Source organism: Nonomuraea sp. NPDC023979, assembly GCF_040639085.1.
Classification (GTDB): domain Bacteria; phylum Actinomycetota; class Actinomycetes; order Streptosporangiales; family Streptosporangiaceae; genus Nonomuraea; species Nonomuraea ceibae.
In genome coordinates this window covers 225,718-241,952 of sequence record NZ_JBEZZG010000007.1, presented here as the reverse complement: position 1 = coordinate 241,952, position 16,235 = coordinate 225,718, and the positions used below count along the sequence as shown (strand labels likewise).

Below are 16,235 nucleotides of genomic sequence, written 5' to 3'. Positions count from 1 at the left end.
CCCGGTGGCCGCGCGGCGCCCGACTCTCTACCTGCTCGGTATAGCCGATATGTCCGGCCACTAGTCTCAAGGCATGAGCACAGACGCCGCGAAGATGGACAACCTGCGCGCCCAGGTGGACCGTCGCATCAGGCAGTTCGTCGAACGGCAGTTGCCCGTCACCGGCGACCCCGACCTGGAACCGCTGCGCACCGCCGCCGACGAGCTGCTGGCGGGCGGCAAGAGACTGCGCCCGGCCTTCTGCTACTGGGGCTGGCGAGGCGCCGGAGGCGGCGACGTGCCGGAGATCTTCACCGCCGCCGCCTCGCTGGAGCTGCTGCAGGCCAGCGCCCTGGTGCACGACGACGTGATGGACAAGAGCGACCTGCGCCGGGGCATGCCCGCCGCCCACCGGCGCTTCCAGACGCTGCACGAGAAGTCGGGCTGGCACGGCTCGGCCACGCAGTTCGGCGAGGGCGCCGCGATCCTGCTCGGCAACCTGCTGCTGATCTGGTCGGGCGAGATGTGGCGCACCAGCGGCCTGCCCGCGCGGGCGCTGGCGGCGGCCCAGCCGGTGCACGACCACATGCGCACCGAGCTCATGTGCGGCCAGTATCTCGACCTGCTGGAGCAGGCGCACGGCGAGAACACCTTCGACTCGGCGCTGCGCGTGGCCCTGTACAAGAGCGGCAAGTACTCCGTCGAGCACCCGCTCCGTCTCGGCCTGGCGCTCGCCTCCGGCGGCCTGGAGCCGTGGATCGACGAGCTGTGCACCACGTACGGCACCCGGGTCGGCATCGCCTTCCAGCTGCGCGACGACATCCTCGGCGTGTTCGGCGACCCCGCGCAGACCGGCAAGCCGGCCGGCGACGACCTGCGCGAGGGCAAGCGGACGATGCTGGTGGCGCGCACCCTGGCCGCCGCCACCCCCGAGCAGGCCGGCGTGGTGCGCCGCCTGCTCGGCGACCCCGCGCTCGACGAGCCCGGCGTGGCCGCGCTGCGCGAGATCATCGAAGGCACGGGCGCGCTGCGGGCGTGCGAGGACATGATCGGCGACTATCTCGGCGAGGCGCTCGCCTCGCTCGACCAGGCGCCGATCACGCCCGAAGCCCGCACCGCGCTGGCCGGGCTCGCCGTGGCGGCTACGTCGCGGCGGACGTGAGCCGCTTGGCGAACTCGGCGGCGGCTGCCCCGGGGTCGTCGGCCTCGGTGATGGCGCGCACCACCACGACGCGGCGGACCCCGTAGGACATGACCTCGTCCAGGTTGGCCAGGTCGATGCCGCCGATGCCGAACCAGGGCCGGTCACTGCCGAGCGCCGCCGCGTGCCGGAGCAGCGACGGGCCCGGCGCGTGCCGGCCCGGCTTGGTCGGCGTGGGCCAGATCGGCCCACAGCAGAAATAGTCGACGCCCTCCTCCACCGCCGCGGCGGAAGCCTCGGCGGCGGAGTGGGTGGACCGACCGATGACGATGTCGTCGCCGAGCATTTCTCGCGCGACCGTCACCGGAAGGTCGTCCTGCCCCAGATGGAGCACGTCAGGCCGGGCGGCGAAGGCGATGTCGGCCCGGTCGTTGACCGCCAGCAGCCGGCCGTGCCGGTCGCAGGCGTCGCGGAAGACCTCCAGGAGCGCGAGCTCCTCGCGCGCCTCCAGGCCCTTCTCCCGCAACTGGACGATGTCCACGCCGCCGGCCAGCGCCGCGTCGAGGAACTCGGCCAGGTCGCCCCTGTCACGCCGCCCGTCGGTGCACAGGTAGAGGCGGGCGTCAGAAAGCGAGGGCTTGGGCACGGCGCTTGACCTCGGTGTGACGACCGGCCTTGATCGCCTGAACGGGCGACCCCGGCAGCGAGTCGTCAGGGGTGAACAGCCAGCGCAGCGCCTCCACATCGTCGTACCCGGCGTCGCGGAGCACGGTCAGCGTGCCCGGAAGGCCTTTCACCACGTCCTTTCCGTCGAGGAACACCGCGGGCACCTGTGGCCCGCCGCTGCCGCGGCGCACGCCGAGCAGCTTGTGATCCTTGAGGAGTTGCTTGGCCCGTCCCATCGAGAGGTCGAGGCGCTGGGCCACTTCGGGGAGAGTGAGCCACTCGTCAACGAGCTGGTCGGTCTCCCGGTCGATCTGTGCAACAGAAAGCGTCACGAAACCACAACTACCACATGCCGCGCTTGCTCAAACAACACAATCCCGTAGGGGTACATCTGGATCTACCAGGCGTTCCGCGTCCAGACGACGGCCCTCCTGGATGATCCGGCGACCCTGCACGAGGTCGCGGGGCCGGTCGACGGCCAGCACCGCCGCCAGCCCGCCCTCCGCCGTCAGCCAGCAGGCCGACCACTTGCCCTCAGGACCGCCCCGGTAGAGCAGGCGCTCGCCCGCCGGGTGGTGGCCGGCGTACTGCACCATGTGGCCGAACTGCTCCGACCAGAAGTACGGGACCGGATCGTACACGGCCTCCTCGCCCAGCAGCGTCGCGGCGGCCACCTCCGGGGCGCTCAGCGCGGTGTCCCAGTGCTCCACGCGCAGCCGGGTGCCGTAGCGGCTCGACCACCAGGCGGCGCAGTCGCCCACCGCCACCACGCCGGGCAGCGACGTGCGCAGCCGCTCGTCCGTGACCACGCCGTTGTGCAGGTCGACGTCCGAGCCCGCCAGCCACTCCACGGCCGGGCGGACGCCGATGCCCGCCACCACCACGTGCGCCTCCACGAACCCGCCGCCGACCAGCTCTACGCCGCCCTCGTCGACCGACGCGACCATCGTGTCCAGCCGCAGGTCGATGCCGTCGTACCAGCTCTCCGTCCGGGCGCCGATCTCCTCGCCGACCGCCTGCGCCAGCGGGGTCCGGCCCGCCTCCAGCACGGTGACGGCGCAGCCGGCCCGGCGGGCGGCCGTGGCCACCTCCGCCCCGATCCAGCCCGCGCCCGCGACCACCACCCGCGCGCCCGGCACCAGGCGGGCCCGCAGCTCCAGCGAGTCGTCCAGCGTCCGCAGCACGTGCTGCGGGCCGTCACCCGGCAGCGGGATCGGCTCCGCGCCCGTCGCGATGACCAGGCCGTCGTAGCCCAGCTCGCCCTCGGTCGTCTCCACCACGCCCGCGCGCAGCGACTTGGCCGAGACGCCCGGCCGGAAGTCCACCTCCAGCGCGTCCAGGTCGGAGTCGACGAAGCTGGAGTCGGCGGAGCCCAGCAGCACCGCCTTCGACAACGGCGGCCGATCGTAGGGCCGGTGCCGTTCCTGGCCGATCAACGTGATCCGGCCGCCGAACCCCCGTGCCCGCAGCGCCTCGACGCTGCGCACGCCCGCAAGACCCGCTCCCACCACCACGACGCGATTCACGTTCATGACCATAACGGGGGCGGTGCCGCGGCGTCGCACCGAGGCCGTAGGCTGGGGGACGTAAGACGCGCGGGAGTCCGGCCGTAACCGGGCTGAGAGGAAGGCTTCACCGGGCCTTCGACCGCAAGACACCTGATCCGGATCATGCCGGCGAAGGGAGCGGACATGGACGTGATCGTGGGCGGCGGAGTCGTCGGACTGTCGATCGCCTGGCGCCTGGCCCGCTCGGGCCGCGCCGTCACCGTGGTCGACCCGGCCCCCGCTTCGGGCGCCTCCCACGCCGCGGCCGGGATGCTGGCGCCGGTCAGCGAGGTGACCTACACCGAGGAGCCGCTGCTCCGGCTCGGCATCGCCGCCCTGCGCCGCTGGCCCGCCTTCGCCGCCGACCTCACCGCCGACGCCGCCCTTCCCCCTGGACGGACCGGCGCCCACCCGAGCGGCCCCACCGCCGCCGGCGCGCCCCTGCCCTCCGGGGGCGCCTCCCTGGGCGGAGCTCCCGCGGGATCCGGCAGTGCGGCACGGGCCGGGGGTGCGAGCGGTCCCGCCGTCTCCGGCCCCGGCAAGGCGTCCTCCCACGGGGGCGCCGCGGTTGACCCGTTCGGGGGGCTTCCGCTGCTCGGCGGGGTGCCGGCCGAGGGGCGGGACGTGCTGGATCTGCGGTCCGACGGGACGCTGGACGTGGCGTTCGGCGGGGACGACCTGGCCGCGCTCGGGGAGCTGGCCGCGTTCATGGAGAAGCTCGGCCTGCCGGTGGAGCGGCTGACCGGGCGCGAGTGCCGGCGACTGGAGCCAATGCTGGCGCCGTCCGTGCGCGGCGGTCTGCTGGCGCCAGGCGACGCGTGGGTGGACCCGCGCCGCGTCACCGCCGCCCTGCTCGTGGCCCTGGAGCGGCGGGGCGTCCCGCTGGTACGGGAGCGCGTGGCGGGGCTGTCGCGCGAGGGCGGCCGGGTGACCGGCGTACGCCTGGAGTCCGGGGAGGAGATCCGCGGCGAGCGGGTGGTCCTGGCCGCCGGGGCGTGGAGCGCCGGGCTGACCGACGTTCCGGTACGGCCGGTCAAGGGGCAGATCATGCGCCTGCGCTCCCCCGAGCCGCTGCTGGGCCGGTGCGTGCGCGGGATGGTGCACGGCACGCCGGTCTACCTGGTGCCCCGGGGCGACGGGGAGCTCGTGGTCGGGGCCACGCAGGAGGAGCTCGGGTTCGACACCCGGGTGACCGCCGGCGGGCTGTACGAGCTGCTGCGCGACGCCAGGGAGCTGGTCCCGGGGGTGACGGAGCTGGAGGTCGCCGACGTGGTGGCGGGGCTGCGGCCGGGCACGCCGGACAACCTGCCGATCATCGGCCCCGGCTCGGCCCCGGGGCTGGTGCTGGCCACGGGGCATTTCCGGGGCGGGGTGCTGATGGCCCCGCTCACGGCCGCGATCCTGCAGGGCGAGGAGGGCGACCTCGCGTCCCTGTGCTCACCCGCTAGATTTCGGGATATTTCATGAAATTGCTGATCAATGGAAGTACGCACGACGTGGCTGACGGCATGACCGTCGCACAGGCCGTACAGACCCTGACCACCGCCACCACCGGCGTCGCGGTGGCCGTGAACGACGAGGTCGTCGCGCGCGGCGCGTGGGAGACGACGGCGCTGCGCGACAGCGACCGCGTGGAGGTGCTGACGGCGGTGCAAGGTGGATGACCTGATCATCGCCGGGGAGAAGTTCTCCTCCCGGCTCATCATGGGCACCGGCGGCGCGCCGTCGCTGGAGGTGCTGGACCAGGCGCTGGCCGCGTCGGGCACCGAGCTGACGACGGTGGCCATGCGGCGGCTCGACCCGGCCGCCCGCGGCTCGGTGCTGGACGTGCTGCGCGAGCGCGGCATCAAGGTGCTGCCCAACACGGCGGGCTGCTTCACCGCGGGCGACGCGGTGCTGACGGCCCGGCTCGCCCGGGAGGCGCTGGGCACCTCGTGGGTCAAGCTGGAGGTCATAGCCGACGAGCGGACCCTGCTGCCCGACCCGATCGAGACGTTCGACGCGGCCGAGCGGCTCGTGGCCGACGGGTTCACCGTGCTGCCGTACATCGGCGACGACCCGGCGCTGGCCCGCCGGCTGGAGCAGGCCGGGTGCGCGGCGGTGATGCCGCTGGGCGCGCCGATCGGCTCCGGGCTGGGCATCCGCAACCCGCACAACATCGAGCTGATCGTCGAGGCGGCCGGGGTTCCGGTCATCCTGGACGCGGGCATCGGCACGGCCAGTGACGCGGCGCTGGCGATGGAGCTGGGCTGCGACGCCGTGCTCCTGGCCACCGCCGTGACGCGGGCCCAGCGGCCCGACCTGATGGCGGCGGCGATGCGCGAGGCGGTCCGCGCGGGCCGCATGGCGCGGCAGGCGGGGCGCATCCCGCGCCGCCGCTACGCCGAGGCGTCCTCCCCGCTGGCCCCCTGACGGGACGTTCTTCCCGTCTGCCGGAGGCGCACCGGCTCTCCGGGGCCGGTGCCGGGGTGGCCTGTGCGACGGCGGGGCACGTGAGAGGCCGGGCGGGGCACGGGTCGGCATCGGTTTCGGATGGTCAGGCCCTCCCGGGTGCGAAACGCCCGTAAACTCAGCGGGGTGGACACGACGACTGCCGACCCGTTGGTCGGCCGGCTGCTCGATGGACGCTACCGCGTCGAGTCCCGGATCGCCCGGGGCGGCATGGCGACCGTCTACCTCGCGCTCGACATCCGGCTGGACCGGACCGTCGCGCTGAAGGTCATGCACCGCTCGCTCGCCGACGACCCGGCGTTCGTGCGCAGGTTCATCGGCGAGGCGAAGTCGGTGGCCAGCCTCTCCCACCCCAACGTGGTGCACGTCTTCGACCAGGGCACCGACACCGACGTGGTCTACCTGTCGATGGAGTACGTGCCGGGCAAGACGCTGCGCGACATCCTGCGCGAGCGCGACCGGCTGCCGGCCCGCGAGGCGCTGGAGATCATGATCCCGGTGCTGGCGGCGCTCGGCGCGGCCCACCAGGCCGGGATGGTCCACCGTGACGTCAAGCCCGAGAACGTTCTGCTGACCGCCGACGGCCGGGTCAAGGTCGTGGACTTCGGCCTGGCCAGGGCGATCGAGGCGACCAACCAGACGCGCACCGGCGTGATGATCGGCACGATCGGCTACATGTCGCCCGAGCAGGTGACGACCGGCGGCGCCGACGTGCGCAGCGACGTCTACGCGGCGGGCATCATGCTGTTCGAGCTGGTCACCGGCAGGCAGCCGTACGACGGCGAGACGCCCATGTCGGTGGCCTACCGGCACGTCCACGACACGGTCCCGGTGCCGTCGTCGCTGATCCACGACGTGCCGCCGCAGATCGACGCGCTGGTGGCGCACGCCACGGCCCGCGAGCCGCACGACCGCCCGGCCGACGCGACCGCGATGCTGGTGGCGGCCGTCGAGGCGCACCGCACGCTGCCCCGGCTGAGCGAGCCCGGCCGCGCGTCCGGCGCCCACTCCAGGCCGCACCCGATGCCGTTCACGATGCCGCCCGCCGCCGCTCCCGCGCACACGCTGATCCAGCCGCGCGCCGAGGTGCCGGCCGCGCCGCCGCCCCCGCCGCGCGGGCGCGGCAAGGGCGGCGGGTTCCGGCCCAACTGGTTCCTGGTGGGGCTGGCCGCGGTGATGGTCGTCGCCGTGGCGCTGACCGGCCTCTACTTCTCGCAGAAGACGCTGGCCGTGGTGCCCGACCTCGTCGGCAAGAACCTCGCGGTCGCCGAGCAGAACGCCCGCAACCTGGGCTTCAAGGTCCGCCGCGTGGAGGGCCGCCACGACGAGGAGGTGGCCGAGGGGCTCGTCCTGGAGATGGACCCGGCCGCCAAGACCGAGGTCGAGGCCGGGCAGACGATCACGCTGGTGCCGTCGCTCGGCCCCAAGCGGGTGCTGGTGCCGAAGGTGCAGGGCCTGACCGAGCAGGACGCCCGCAACGCCATCGGCAGCGCCGGCCTGACCGTGGGCAAGGTCCGCCGCCTGCAGAACCTGGAGGTCGCGCGCAACTCCGTCATCCGCACCTCCCCGCAGGTGGGCGAGAAGGTCAAGGAGGGCGCCAAGATCGACCTGTACGTGAGCGCCGGGCTGGTGATGCCCGACGTCGACGGCATGCCGAAGGACCAGGCCGCCGCGTTCCTCAGCCAGCAGGGCTTCCAGGTGCAGGTCACCGAGGTCGACGACGACGCCGAGCCGTGCACGGTGATCGCGCAGGCGCCCAAGGCCAAGGCGGAGGTCGACCAGGGCATCCCGGCGATGATCACGGTGTCGCGCTGCCAGACGGACTTCTGGCACTGGTTCAACGGTGACCAGGAGGCCCGCGACGACCAGCAGTTCGTCATCGTGCCGCAGGTGATGGGCAAGAACGTCAACGACGCCCGCAACGAGCTGCGGGCGCTGGGCTTCCGGGTGCGGGTGCGCACGGTGGGCGGCGGCGGCGTGGTGCGTTTCCAGCGCCCGGCTCCCAACAGCGAGCGCCCGCCCAACTCCGAAGTGCTGCTCTGGCACTAGGCGCCCGGCGCTGAGAGGTCAGGCCAGGGTGCCGAGCAGGCGTACTCTGGCCAGCCCGCCGTCGGGGTGGATGTCGACGCGTACGCGCTCGACGGGCTCGGTGTGGCTCAGCCGGAAGCGGTGTGGCGTGTCGGGCAGCAGCGGGGTCGTCGGCAGCAGCTCGACCTCGCGGTCGCCGTCGAGGCCGGTGAGCGTGACGGCGGCGGGCGCGTTGTGCAGCAGGTGGGTGGTGTCGATCTCGGCGACCCTGATGAGGCCGCGCCCGGCCAGCCGGATGACCAGCCAGTCGTTGCCGCCGTCGCGGCGGCGCGCGGTCTCCCAGCCTTCGGCCTGGTGGCGGGGCAGGCCGGGGGCGATGACGTGGTGCGGCTCGGAGTAGAACGCGTCGGAGCAGGCGGTGACCAGCCCGCCGTTGGCCATGGCCGCCAGGTCGAGGCCGAGCCCCTCGTACACCGACAGGTCGGCCCGGGGCTCGCCGTGCACCCGCAGCCGGGCGACGCCGCCGTCGGGGAAGATGTTCAGCCGCACGTGCGTCCAGCGGCGCTCGCCGGTGACCTCGAACGGGTGCGCGGCGTCGCCGGAGAGCGGGCTGCGCGGCACGATCTCCGTCCACGCCGCCCCGGCCAGCTCGGCGGGCGTGGGATGCCCGGCGACCTCGGCGGCCTCGACGGACGCGGACGAGGGATGGTTGCCGGTGAACCAGGCGGTGTCGACGACCACGCCGCGGATCACGCCGGGCAGGCCGAGCCGCACCAGCGCCCAGTCGTGGCCGGGCTCACGGCGGCGGCGGGTCTCCCAGCCGTCGTAGACCTGCCCCTTGCCGCCGAACGTGGCGGGCCGGAACTCCGGGCGGCCGGGCCTGATCAGCGCCTCCTTCTCGGCGAACGCCTCGTCGCTGGCGGCGACGACCGCTCCGCCGTGGCCGCGCAGCGCGAGATCGGGCAGGTGGGTGAAGCTCGGCATCTACGTTCCCCTCAGCAAGGTCCCGTGCGGCACGCCGTCGGCGGGCCTGCCGCGCAGCCAGGTGGTCAGGACGGCGCCCCTGAGCGCGTGGCCGTGGTAGGGCGTGATCGGATGGCGGTGGTGCAGCCGCGCGGCGTCCACGGGCTCGACGGCGTCGGGGTCGAAGGCCACCAGGTCGGCGTCGTTGCCCGGGACGATGCCGCCCTTGCCCGGCAGGCCCGCCAGCGCGGCCGGGCCCGCCGCCATCCACCGGACCACGTCGGCGAGCCCGTGGCCGCGCCGCGCCGCCTCCGTCCACACGACGCGCAGCCCGAGCTGCAGCGAGGCGACGCCGCCCCACGCGGCGGCGAAGTCGGGCACCTTGAGGTCGGCGGTGGCGGGCGAGTGGTCGGAGACGACGCAGCTCAGCACGCCCCGAGCGAGCCCGTCCCACAGCAGGTCGCGGTTACCGGCCGAGCGGATGGGCGGGCAGCACTTGTACGCGGTGCCGCCCTCGGGCACCCGTTCGGCGTCGAGCGCCAGGTAGTGGGGGCAGGTCTCGGCGCTGACCGGCAGCCCGGCGGCCCGCGCCGCCTCCAGCACCGGCAGGCACTCGGCGCTGGAGACGTGCAGGACGTGCGCCCGCGCACCCGTCTCGGCCGCCAGCCGGACCACCAGCTCGACCGCGCTGCGCTCGGCCGCTCCCGGCCGCGACGCCAAAAACTCCCGGTACGAGGGGCCCGCGCAGTCCGTCAGCAGCGCCGGGTCCTCCGCGTGCACGATCAGCAGCCCGCCGAACCCGGCGATCTCCGCCATGACCTCCCGCAGCTCGCCCGGCCCGAGCGGCGGGAACTCCGGCACGCCCGACGGCGACAGGAAGCACTTGAACCCGTATACGCCCGCCTCGTGCAGCCGCCGCAGCTCCTTGAGGTTGCCGGGCACGGCGCCGCCCCAGAAGCCGACGTCCACGTGGCACCGGCCCTCGGCGGCGCGCCGCTTCACGGCCAGCGCGGCGGCGTCCACGGTCGGCGGGAGCGAGTTGAGCGGCATGTCGACGATCGTCGTGACGCCTCCGGCCGCGGCGGCCCTGGTCGCGCTGGCGAACCCCTCCCAGTGCGTGCGGCCCGGCTCGTTCACGTGCACGTGCGTGTCGACCAGGCCGGGCAGCAGCGCCAGGTCGCGCAGGTCGACGTCCTCGGCGGCGGCCAGCTCCGCGTCGTACGGGCACAGCGCCTCGATCCGGCCGCCGCGCACCGCCACGGCCACCGGCCGCACCCCGTCGGGCGTCACCCCCCTCCTCGACCGCACCACCAGCTCGTACGCACCCCCGCCCGAGCTGACGGAGGCGACGACAGCCGACCCCGGAACGGAGTCCGCCGAGCCCGAGGCGGACGGCACCTGGGCGGGCGGCACCTGGGCGGCCGGGACCGAGGCCACCGGGACCGGGGCGGGCGGGACCTGGGTGGGCGCCACCGAGTCCGCCGAGCCCGGGGCGGCCCCAACCGAAGCCACCGAGACCGAGGCCGCCCCGGCTGAGGCCACCGGGGCCGAAGCAGCCCGAACCGAGGCAGCCGAGACCGAAGCCGCCGTGACCGAGGCGGCCCCAACCGAGGCCGCCGGGGTCGGGGCAGCCTGGGGCGGGGGAACCGGGGGCGGGGCGGGTGGGGGCATCAGGGTAGGTGGGCGGCGGCCACGCGGGCCGCGAGCTGCTGGAGGAGGGGGGCCGCGGCGGCCATGCAGCGGGCCGGGTCGGGCTCCAGGTCGGTGAGGGCGTAGGCGGCGGCGAAGCCGGCGGCCCGCAGGTCGTCGTCGGAGAGCGTGCGCCGGCCGCAGACGGCGACGACGGGGACGCCCGCGCGGGCGGCGGCCCGGGCGACCCCGGCGGGGGCCTTGCCGCGCAGCGTCTGCTCGTCCAGGGAGCCCTCGCCGGTGATCACCAGGCGGGCGCCCTCGACCTGCTCGTTGAAGCCGAGCAGGTCGAGCAGGTAGTCGATGCCCGGCTGGATGTCGGCGCGCAGGAAGGCGAGCGCGGCGAACCCGACGCCGCCGGCGGCCCCGGCGCCCGGCGCTCCGGCGACGCCCATCGGGCGGGGGACGTCGTCGTGCTCGACGGCGCCGACGAGGCCGTGGATGCGGGTGGCGACGGCGGCCAGCCGGGACAGCGCGCTCTCCAGCAGGGCGACCTGGTCGGGCGTGGCGCCCTTCTGCGGCCCGTAGACGGCGGCGGCGCCGTGCGGGCCGAGCAGCGGGTTGTCGACGTCGCTCGCCACGACCACCTCGACGCCCGAGAGGTCGAGGAAGCCGGACATGTCGATCCGGTCGAGGTCGCGCAGGGCCGCGCCGCCCGGCGGCAGCTCGCGCCCCTCGGCGTCGAGCAGGCGCGCGCCGAGCGCCTGGACCATCCCGGCGCCGCCGTCGGTGCAGGCGCTGCCGCCCAGGCCGAGGACGACGCGGGTGGCGCCCTGCTTGACGGCGTCGGCGACCAGCTCGCCGGTGCCGTGGCTGGTGGCGGTGAGCGGCTCGGGGCCGCCGGGGAGGCGGCGCAGGCCGGACGCCTCGGCGAGCTCGATGACGGCGGTGTCGCCGCGCCTCGCGTAGGAGGCGTCGACGGGCTCGCCGGTGGGGCCGGTGACCCGGGCGGTCACCCGGGTGAAGCCGCCTGCCACGGCGGCCTCGACGGTGCCGTCGCCGCCGTCGGCGACGGGCAGCTGCACCGCCGGGACGCCGAGCCCGGACGACACGGCGGCGGCGACCTCCGCCGCCGTCAGCGAACCCTTGAACTTGTCCGGGGCGACAAGCACGTGCTCAACCACTGCGAACTCCCACACGAGACGGACACGGGCGGCCCCCCTGCCAGGGGCGGGCGGGCCGGCGGTCCCCATCATCACACCCCGCCCGCGGCCCCGTGCGCGTGCCCCGGCCCCCTGTGGAAAACCGGGGCGGGAGCCGGCGGGCAGAGGGCGGGAACCGGCGGGCATCGGCCGGGCGCCGGCGGGCATCGGCCGGGCACCCACGGGCACCGGGCGGGCACCCACGGGCATCGGCCGGGCACCGGCCCGTCATCGGCGCTCCGCCGCGAGGCGCAGGAGGCGGCGGTGGGCGGCGACGCCCGCGCGGCCGGCGGCGTCGTGCGGGACCGTGCGCAGCTCGCCGCCGGCGACGACGGTGCGCCCGCCGACCAGGAGCCGGGCCAGCGGCGGCTGGGGGCCGAGGACGAGCGCGCACACCGGGTCGTCGACGGCGGCCGTGAAGGGGCCGTCGACCCGCCACAGCGCCACGTCGGCGAGCTTGCCGGGCTCCAGCGTGCCGAGGTCGGCCTCGCGGCCGAGGTTGCGCGCGCCGCCGAGCGTGGCGAGCTCCAGCGCCTGCCGGGCGGTGAGGGCGTCGGGCCCTGAGCGGGCGCGCTGGAAGAGCAGCGCCTGCCGCATCTCCCCCGCCATCGTGGTCAGCTCGGAGGAGGCGCTGCCGTCGACGCCGAGCCCGACGTTGGCGCCGCCCCGCAGCAGGTCGGCGACCCGGGCGACGCCCGCGCCGAGGCGGCCGTTGGACGAGGGGCAGTGGGCGACGCCGGTGCCGGTGGCGGCGAGCCTGCCGATGTCGCCGTCGCTGAGGTGCACCGCGTGCGCCACCCACACGTCGGGCCCGAGCCAGCCGAGCCGCTCCATGTACGCGACGGGCCGCACGCCGAACTGGGCCAGGCAGTGCTCCTCCTCGTCCAGCGTCTCGGCCAGGTGGGTGTGCAGCCGCACGCCCTTGTCCCTGGCCAGCCGGGCCGCCTCGGTCATCAGCTCGCCGCTGACGGAGAACGGCGAGCAGGGCGCCACGGCGATCCGCAGCATGGAGGAGGGCGACGGGTCGTGGTGGGCGTCGACGGCGTCGGCGGTGGCGTCGAGGATGCGGTCGATCGGCTCGACGACGTCGTCGGGCGGCAGCCCGCCCGACGAGCGGCCGCGGTCCATGGAGCCGCGCGCCGGGTGGAAGCGCAGGCCGACGTCGCGGGCGGCGGCGATCTCGGCGGCGAGCAGGTCGCCGCGGCCGTGCGGGAAGAGGTAGTGGTGGTCGCTGGAGGTGGTGCAGCCGGACAGCGCCAGGTGGGCGAGCCCGGCGAGCGCGGCCCCGTGCACGACCTCGGCGTCCATGGCGGCCCACACGGGATAGAGCGTGACGAGCCAGTCGAACAGGGTGGCGTCCTGGGCGAGGCCCTGGGTGGCCCACTGGTAGAGGTGATGGTGGGTGTTGACCAGGCCGGGCGTGGCCAGGCAGCCGGTGGCGTCGACGCGTTCGGCGTGCGGGAGGGCGGGCAGCCGGTCCATGGGGCCGAGCGCGGTGATCCGGTCGCCGTCGATCCGCAGGTAGCCGTGCGGGATCTCGGGTCCGGCGACGGGGGCGAGGTAGGCGTTCTCGATCAGCAGGGTCGTCACGCGGACGCCTTGCGCTCAGCGGCGAGCCGTACGGCGTCGAGGATCTTCTCGTAGCCGGTGCAGCGGCACAGGTTGCCGGCCAGGGCCTCGCGGATCTCGGCGTCGGAGGGCCGTTCGACGCGGGCGAGCAGGTCGTGCGCCTGGACGATCAGCCCGGGGGTGCAGAAGCCGCACTGCACGGCGCCGCACTCGACGAACGCCTCCTGGACGGGGTCGAGCCGGTCGCCGTCGGCGAGCCCTTCGACGGTGCGGACGCGGCGGCCCTCGGCCTGCCCGGCGGCGACCAGGCAGGCGCAGACGGGGACGCCGTCGAGGTAGACGGTGCAGGAGCCGCATTCGCCCTGCTCGCAGGCGTTCTTGGAGCCGGGCAGGCCCATCCGCTCGCGGAGCACGTACAGCAGGCTCTCGCCTTCCCAGACGTCCTCGACGGTTTCCTCGCGGCCGTTGACGGTGCAGGTCAGACGCATCAGGCGGCCCTCCTTCCCAGGTGGTCGCGCCACGCCCAGGCGAGCGTGCGGCGGGCCATCACGGCGACGGCGTGGCGGCGGTAGGGGGCGCTGCCGCGTACGTCGTCGATCGGCGAGGCCGCGGCGGCGCACAGCTCGCCGAAGCGGTCCAGCAGCGCGGGGGCGAGCGGCGCGGCCCAGTCGAGCTCCTTGGCCAGGAACTCCTCGGCTTCCAGGGCGCGGCGCGGGGTGGGCGCGGCGGAGCCGAGCCCGGTGCCGACGCGGCGCTCGCCGGGGTGCAGCGCGATCGCGAACGAGCAGACCGCGATCACCATGGCGTTGCGGGTGCCGACCTTGGAGAAGTACTGGGGGCCGCTCGCCGGGGCCAGGTGCACGGCCCTGATCAGCTCGTCGGGGTGCAGCGCGTGGCGTTTGACGCCGGTGTAGAACGCGTCGGCGGGAATCATGCGGACGCCGCCGTCACGCGACTCGGCCTCGACCAGCGCCCCGGCGGCCAGCAGCGGCGGGTGGCTGTCGCCGGCGGGCGAGGCCGCGCCCAGGTTGCCGCCGACGGAGCCGCGGTTGCGGATCTGCGGCGAGCCGACCGTCCGCGCCGCCTGGGCCAGCCCGGGCAGCTCGCCGCCGAGCCGGTCGATGATCACGCTGTACGGGACGGCGGCGCCGATGCGCAGGCGCCCGTCCTGGTTCGTCCAGGTGGCGAGCTCGGCGATCCGGGTGAGGTCGAGCAGCGCGGCGGGCCGGCGCACGCCGAAGTTGATCTCCACCATGACGTCGGTGCCGCCCTGGATCGGCACGGCGTCCGGCCGGTCGGCCTTGGCGGCCAGCGCTTCGGCCCACGTGGTGGGGCGCAAGAAGTCCATCAGTGCTACTCCCAGGCGAATCCGGCGTCGGGGGCGTCCTCGCGCAGCACCGTGCCCTCGATCAGGCCGTAGGGTCGGTCGGCGGCGTGGAACACCTCGTTGTCGTTGCCGAGCCCGAACGGGGTCAGGTCCACGGCGACGTGGTGCTTGTTGGGCATGACGAGCCTGATCTCGCACACCTGCGGGCAGGAGGCGAGCACCCGCTCCCCCATCGCGTACAGGGTCTGCTGGAGCGAGAGGCTGTGCGTCCCGGCGAAGGCCTCCAGCAGGTGGCGGCGTACGGTCGCGTGGTCGGCGCGACCGCCGTGCTGGCGCCAGCGGGCGTCGACGGCGGTGGCCAGGACGCGGTCGGCGGCCGGGCGCAGCGTGGTGTACTCGTCGACGGCGAAGCCGCGGAACTCCGAGCCGGTCGAGTTGAGCACGACCAGGCCGCTCAGCCCCGACACCACGCTGGTGCGGCCGTCGCGGTCGTGGTGGACCAGGCAGGTGCGGCTCTCGCCGCCGGCGCGCACGAACGAGTGGTCGCCGAGCCGGTCCCAGGCGTACTCCTCGATCTCGACCCTGGCGTGGTGGATGGAGGGCCGGGCGTTCACGTAGTGGCGGGCGAGCAGCAGCGCGAAGTCCTCGATCTCGCCGACGCCGTGGCGGGCGGCGAAGGCGTAGACGGTGTTCTTCTGCGTGTCGGTCGGCAGCACGGCGGCGTTTTCGCCGGTCAGGTGGACGGCCGTCATGTCGCCGGACAGGGCGGTGCTGACGTTGAGGTCCTTGAGGTGGTGCACGCCGCCGTCCTTGGTGACGCGCACGAGCCGGGTCTCCGCCTTGCCGTACCGGTTGGGTCCCAGGACGATCGCCATCTAGCTCCCTCGGTAGGTGGAGTAGGCGTACGGGCTCAGCAGCAGCGGCACGTGGTGGTGCTCCGCGGGGTCGGTCACGGTGAAGGCGACGACGACCTCCGGGTAGAAGGGGCCGCCGGTGTCGAACACCACGCGGTTCGTGCCGTTGCCGGGCTGCCAGCCGGTGATCCTGCCGTCGGCGTCGGTGCGGCCCTCGGCGAGGGTGCGGCCGTCGTGCTCCAGCCGTACGCGCATCCCGGCGGCGGGGCGGCCGGTGGCCGCGTCGAGCACGTGCGTCGAGAAGCTCATCGGCCGGCCTCCAGGAGCTTGCCGGCCCGCAGGCGGGTGATCGCGGCCAGTTCGGCGCGCACGGTCCGGCGTTCGGTCTCGTCGTCGTCGCGCAGCCGCGCGCGGAGCCTGGCCAGCATCTGGGCGCCGGTCAGGCCGGTGGCGCAGATCAGGTAGACGTGGCCGAAGCGGCGCTCGTAGGCGCGGTTGGCCTCGGCGAGGTCGGCGCGCAGGGCGTCCTCGACGCCGGACTGCTCCTGCCGCGACCAGGCGCCGCCGGTCCGCTCGCCGATCCTCGGGTGGGCGGCCAGCGCCTCCAGCACGTCGTCCCAGGCGAGCTCGCGGGCGGCCAGGGCGGCGGCGTCGGCCAGGGCGTCCGGCGACGGGTAGGGGCGGCCGGCGGCGACCCGGCCGGCGAACGCGCGGGAGGCGCAGCAGGCCAGCAGGTCGCGCTCCGCCTCCTCGGGAGGCAGGGCGTTGAAGCGGGCCAGCGCGTCGTCGGGCATGACTCGAGTACACACATGGCGGTGGTGCCCGGTCCATCCCCGGGAACTCCCAACCGGGGCGGCGGTTGGCCAAGACTTTTGTGTC

17 protein-coding genes and 1 riboswitch are annotated in these 16,235 nt (G+C 75.0%); of the genes, 5 read left to right on the top strand and 12 right to left on the bottom strand.

From position 1 onward, the window contains the following. Nucleotides 1–73 precede the first annotated feature (73 nt). A complete protein-coding gene (locus AB0G11_RS16355) occupies nt 74–1,141 on the top strand; it encodes a polyprenyl synthetase family protein (protein WP_219507202.1) in 1,068 nt (355 codons plus the stop codon). On the opposite strand, the gene thiE is transcribed toward AB0G11_RS16355, so the two are convergent. From thiE to AB0G11_RS16340, 3 genes are read right to left on the bottom strand one after another with little or no spacing between them, the layout of a single operon-like run. After that, entirely contained in the window at nt 1,122–1,766 is a 645-nt protein-coding gene (gene thiE / locus AB0G11_RS16350; RefSeq protein ID WP_357586558.1) for a thiamine phosphate synthase, read from the bottom strand. The two genes, AB0G11_RS16355 and thiE, sit on opposite strands and share 20 nt — an antisense overlap. After that, nucleotides 1,744–2,118: an Rv2175c family DNA-binding protein gene (locus tag AB0G11_RS16345; RefSeq protein ID WP_219507199.1), complete on the bottom strand. Its 375-nt coding sequence runs from the start codon at nt 2,116–2,118 to the stop codon at nt 1,744–1,746. Before AB0G11_RS16345 ends, thiE begins: the two co-directional genes overlap by 23 nt. 30 nt (nt 2,119–2,148) lie before the next feature. Beyond that, nucleotides 2,149–3,318, bottom strand: a complete 1,170-nt coding sequence (locus AB0G11_RS16340; RefSeq protein ID WP_246645233.1) for an FAD-dependent oxidoreductase — start codon at nt 3,316–3,318, stop codon at nt 2,149–2,151. Between the two features lie 53 nt (nt 3,319–3,371). Beyond that, a riboswitch (TPP riboswitch) is annotated at nt 3,372–3,488 on the top strand. Here AB0G11_RS16340 and AB0G11_RS16335 point away from each other — a divergent pair. From AB0G11_RS16335 to pknB, 4 genes are all read left to right on the top strand, one after another. Further along, complete coding sequence (locus tag AB0G11_RS16335; protein ID WP_357586556.1) at nt 3,478–4,800, top strand: FAD-dependent oxidoreductase; 1,323 nt, start codon at nt 3,478–3,480, stop codon at nt 4,798–4,800. It overlaps the preceding riboswitch by 11 nt. Further along, a complete protein-coding gene (gene thiS, locus AB0G11_RS16330) occupies nt 4,797–4,997 on the top strand; it encodes a sulfur carrier protein ThiS (protein ID WP_219507196.1) in 201 nt (66 codons plus the stop codon). Before AB0G11_RS16335 ends, thiS begins: the two co-directional genes overlap by 4 nt. Continuing rightward, complete coding sequence (locus tag AB0G11_RS16325; RefSeq protein WP_357586554.1) at nt 4,990–5,745, top strand: thiazole synthase; 756 nt, start codon at nt 4,990–4,992, stop codon at nt 5,743–5,745. The genes thiS and AB0G11_RS16325 overlap by 8 nt, the downstream gene beginning before the upstream one ends. 165 nt (nt 5,746–5,910) lie before the next feature. Next, the gene (gene pknB / locus AB0G11_RS16320) at nt 5,911–7,833 is read left to right on the top strand and encodes a Stk1 family PASTA domain-containing Ser/Thr kinase (RefSeq protein WP_357586552.1); all 1,923 of its coding nucleotides are present in this window, start codon (nt 5,911–5,913) and stop codon (nt 7,831–7,833) included. An 18-nt stretch (nt 7,834–7,851) separates the two neighbouring features. Here pknB and alc read toward each other — a convergent pair whose 3' ends face one another. The 9 genes from alc to uraD form a co-directional block, all read right to left on the bottom strand. Beyond that, nucleotides 7,852–8,796: an allantoicase gene (gene alc / locus AB0G11_RS16315; RefSeq protein WP_357586550.1), complete on the bottom strand. Its 945-nt coding sequence runs from the start codon at nt 8,794–8,796 to the stop codon at nt 7,852–7,854. Beyond that, nucleotides 8,797–10,089 carry an allantoinase AllB gene (gene allB / locus AB0G11_RS16310; protein ID WP_357586606.1) on the bottom strand — a complete coding sequence of 431 codons (1,293 nt, stop codon included), beginning with the start codon at nt 10,087–10,089 and terminating at the stop codon, nt 8,797–8,799. A 356-nt stretch (nt 10,090–10,445) separates the two neighbouring features. Continuing rightward, the gene (locus AB0G11_RS16305; protein ID WP_357586548.1) at nt 10,446–11,588 is read right to left on the bottom strand and encodes a glycerate kinase; all 1,143 of its coding nucleotides are present in this window, start codon (nt 11,586–11,588) and stop codon (nt 10,446–10,448) included. Between the two features lie 246 nt (nt 11,589–11,834). Then, nucleotides 11,835–13,196 carry an 8-oxoguanine deaminase gene (locus AB0G11_RS16300; RefSeq protein ID WP_357586546.1) on the bottom strand — a complete coding sequence of 454 codons (1,362 nt, stop codon included), beginning with the start codon at nt 13,194–13,196 and terminating at the stop codon, nt 11,835–11,837. After that, entirely contained in the window at nt 13,193–13,663 is a 471-nt protein-coding gene (locus AB0G11_RS16295; RefSeq protein WP_219514257.1) for a (2Fe-2S)-binding protein, read from the bottom strand. Before AB0G11_RS16295 ends, AB0G11_RS16300 begins: the two co-directional genes overlap by 4 nt. Next, on the bottom strand, nt 13,663–14,523 hold the full coding sequence (locus AB0G11_RS16290; RefSeq protein WP_357586544.1) for a xanthine dehydrogenase family protein subunit M: 861 nt from the start codon (nt 14,521–14,523) through the stop codon (nt 13,663–13,665). Before AB0G11_RS16290 ends, AB0G11_RS16295 begins: the two co-directional genes overlap by 1 nt. Before the next feature lie 5 nt (nt 14,524–14,528). Next, nucleotides 14,529–15,377: a factor-independent urate hydroxylase gene (pucL, locus tag AB0G11_RS16285; protein ID WP_357586542.1), complete on the bottom strand. Its 849-nt coding sequence runs from the start codon at nt 15,375–15,377 to the stop codon at nt 14,529–14,531. Then, a complete protein-coding gene (uraH, locus tag AB0G11_RS16280) occupies nt 15,378–15,665 on the bottom strand; it encodes a hydroxyisourate hydrolase (protein ID WP_219514250.1) in 288 nt (95 codons plus the stop codon). Then, on the bottom strand, nt 15,662–16,150 hold the full coding sequence (uraD, locus tag AB0G11_RS16275; RefSeq protein WP_219514229.1) for a 2-oxo-4-hydroxy-4-carboxy-5-ureidoimidazoline decarboxylase: 489 nt from the start codon (nt 16,148–16,150) through the stop codon (nt 15,662–15,664). The genes uraH and uraD overlap by 4 nt, the downstream gene beginning before the upstream one ends. Between the last annotated feature and the right edge of the window lie 85 nt (nt 16,151–16,235).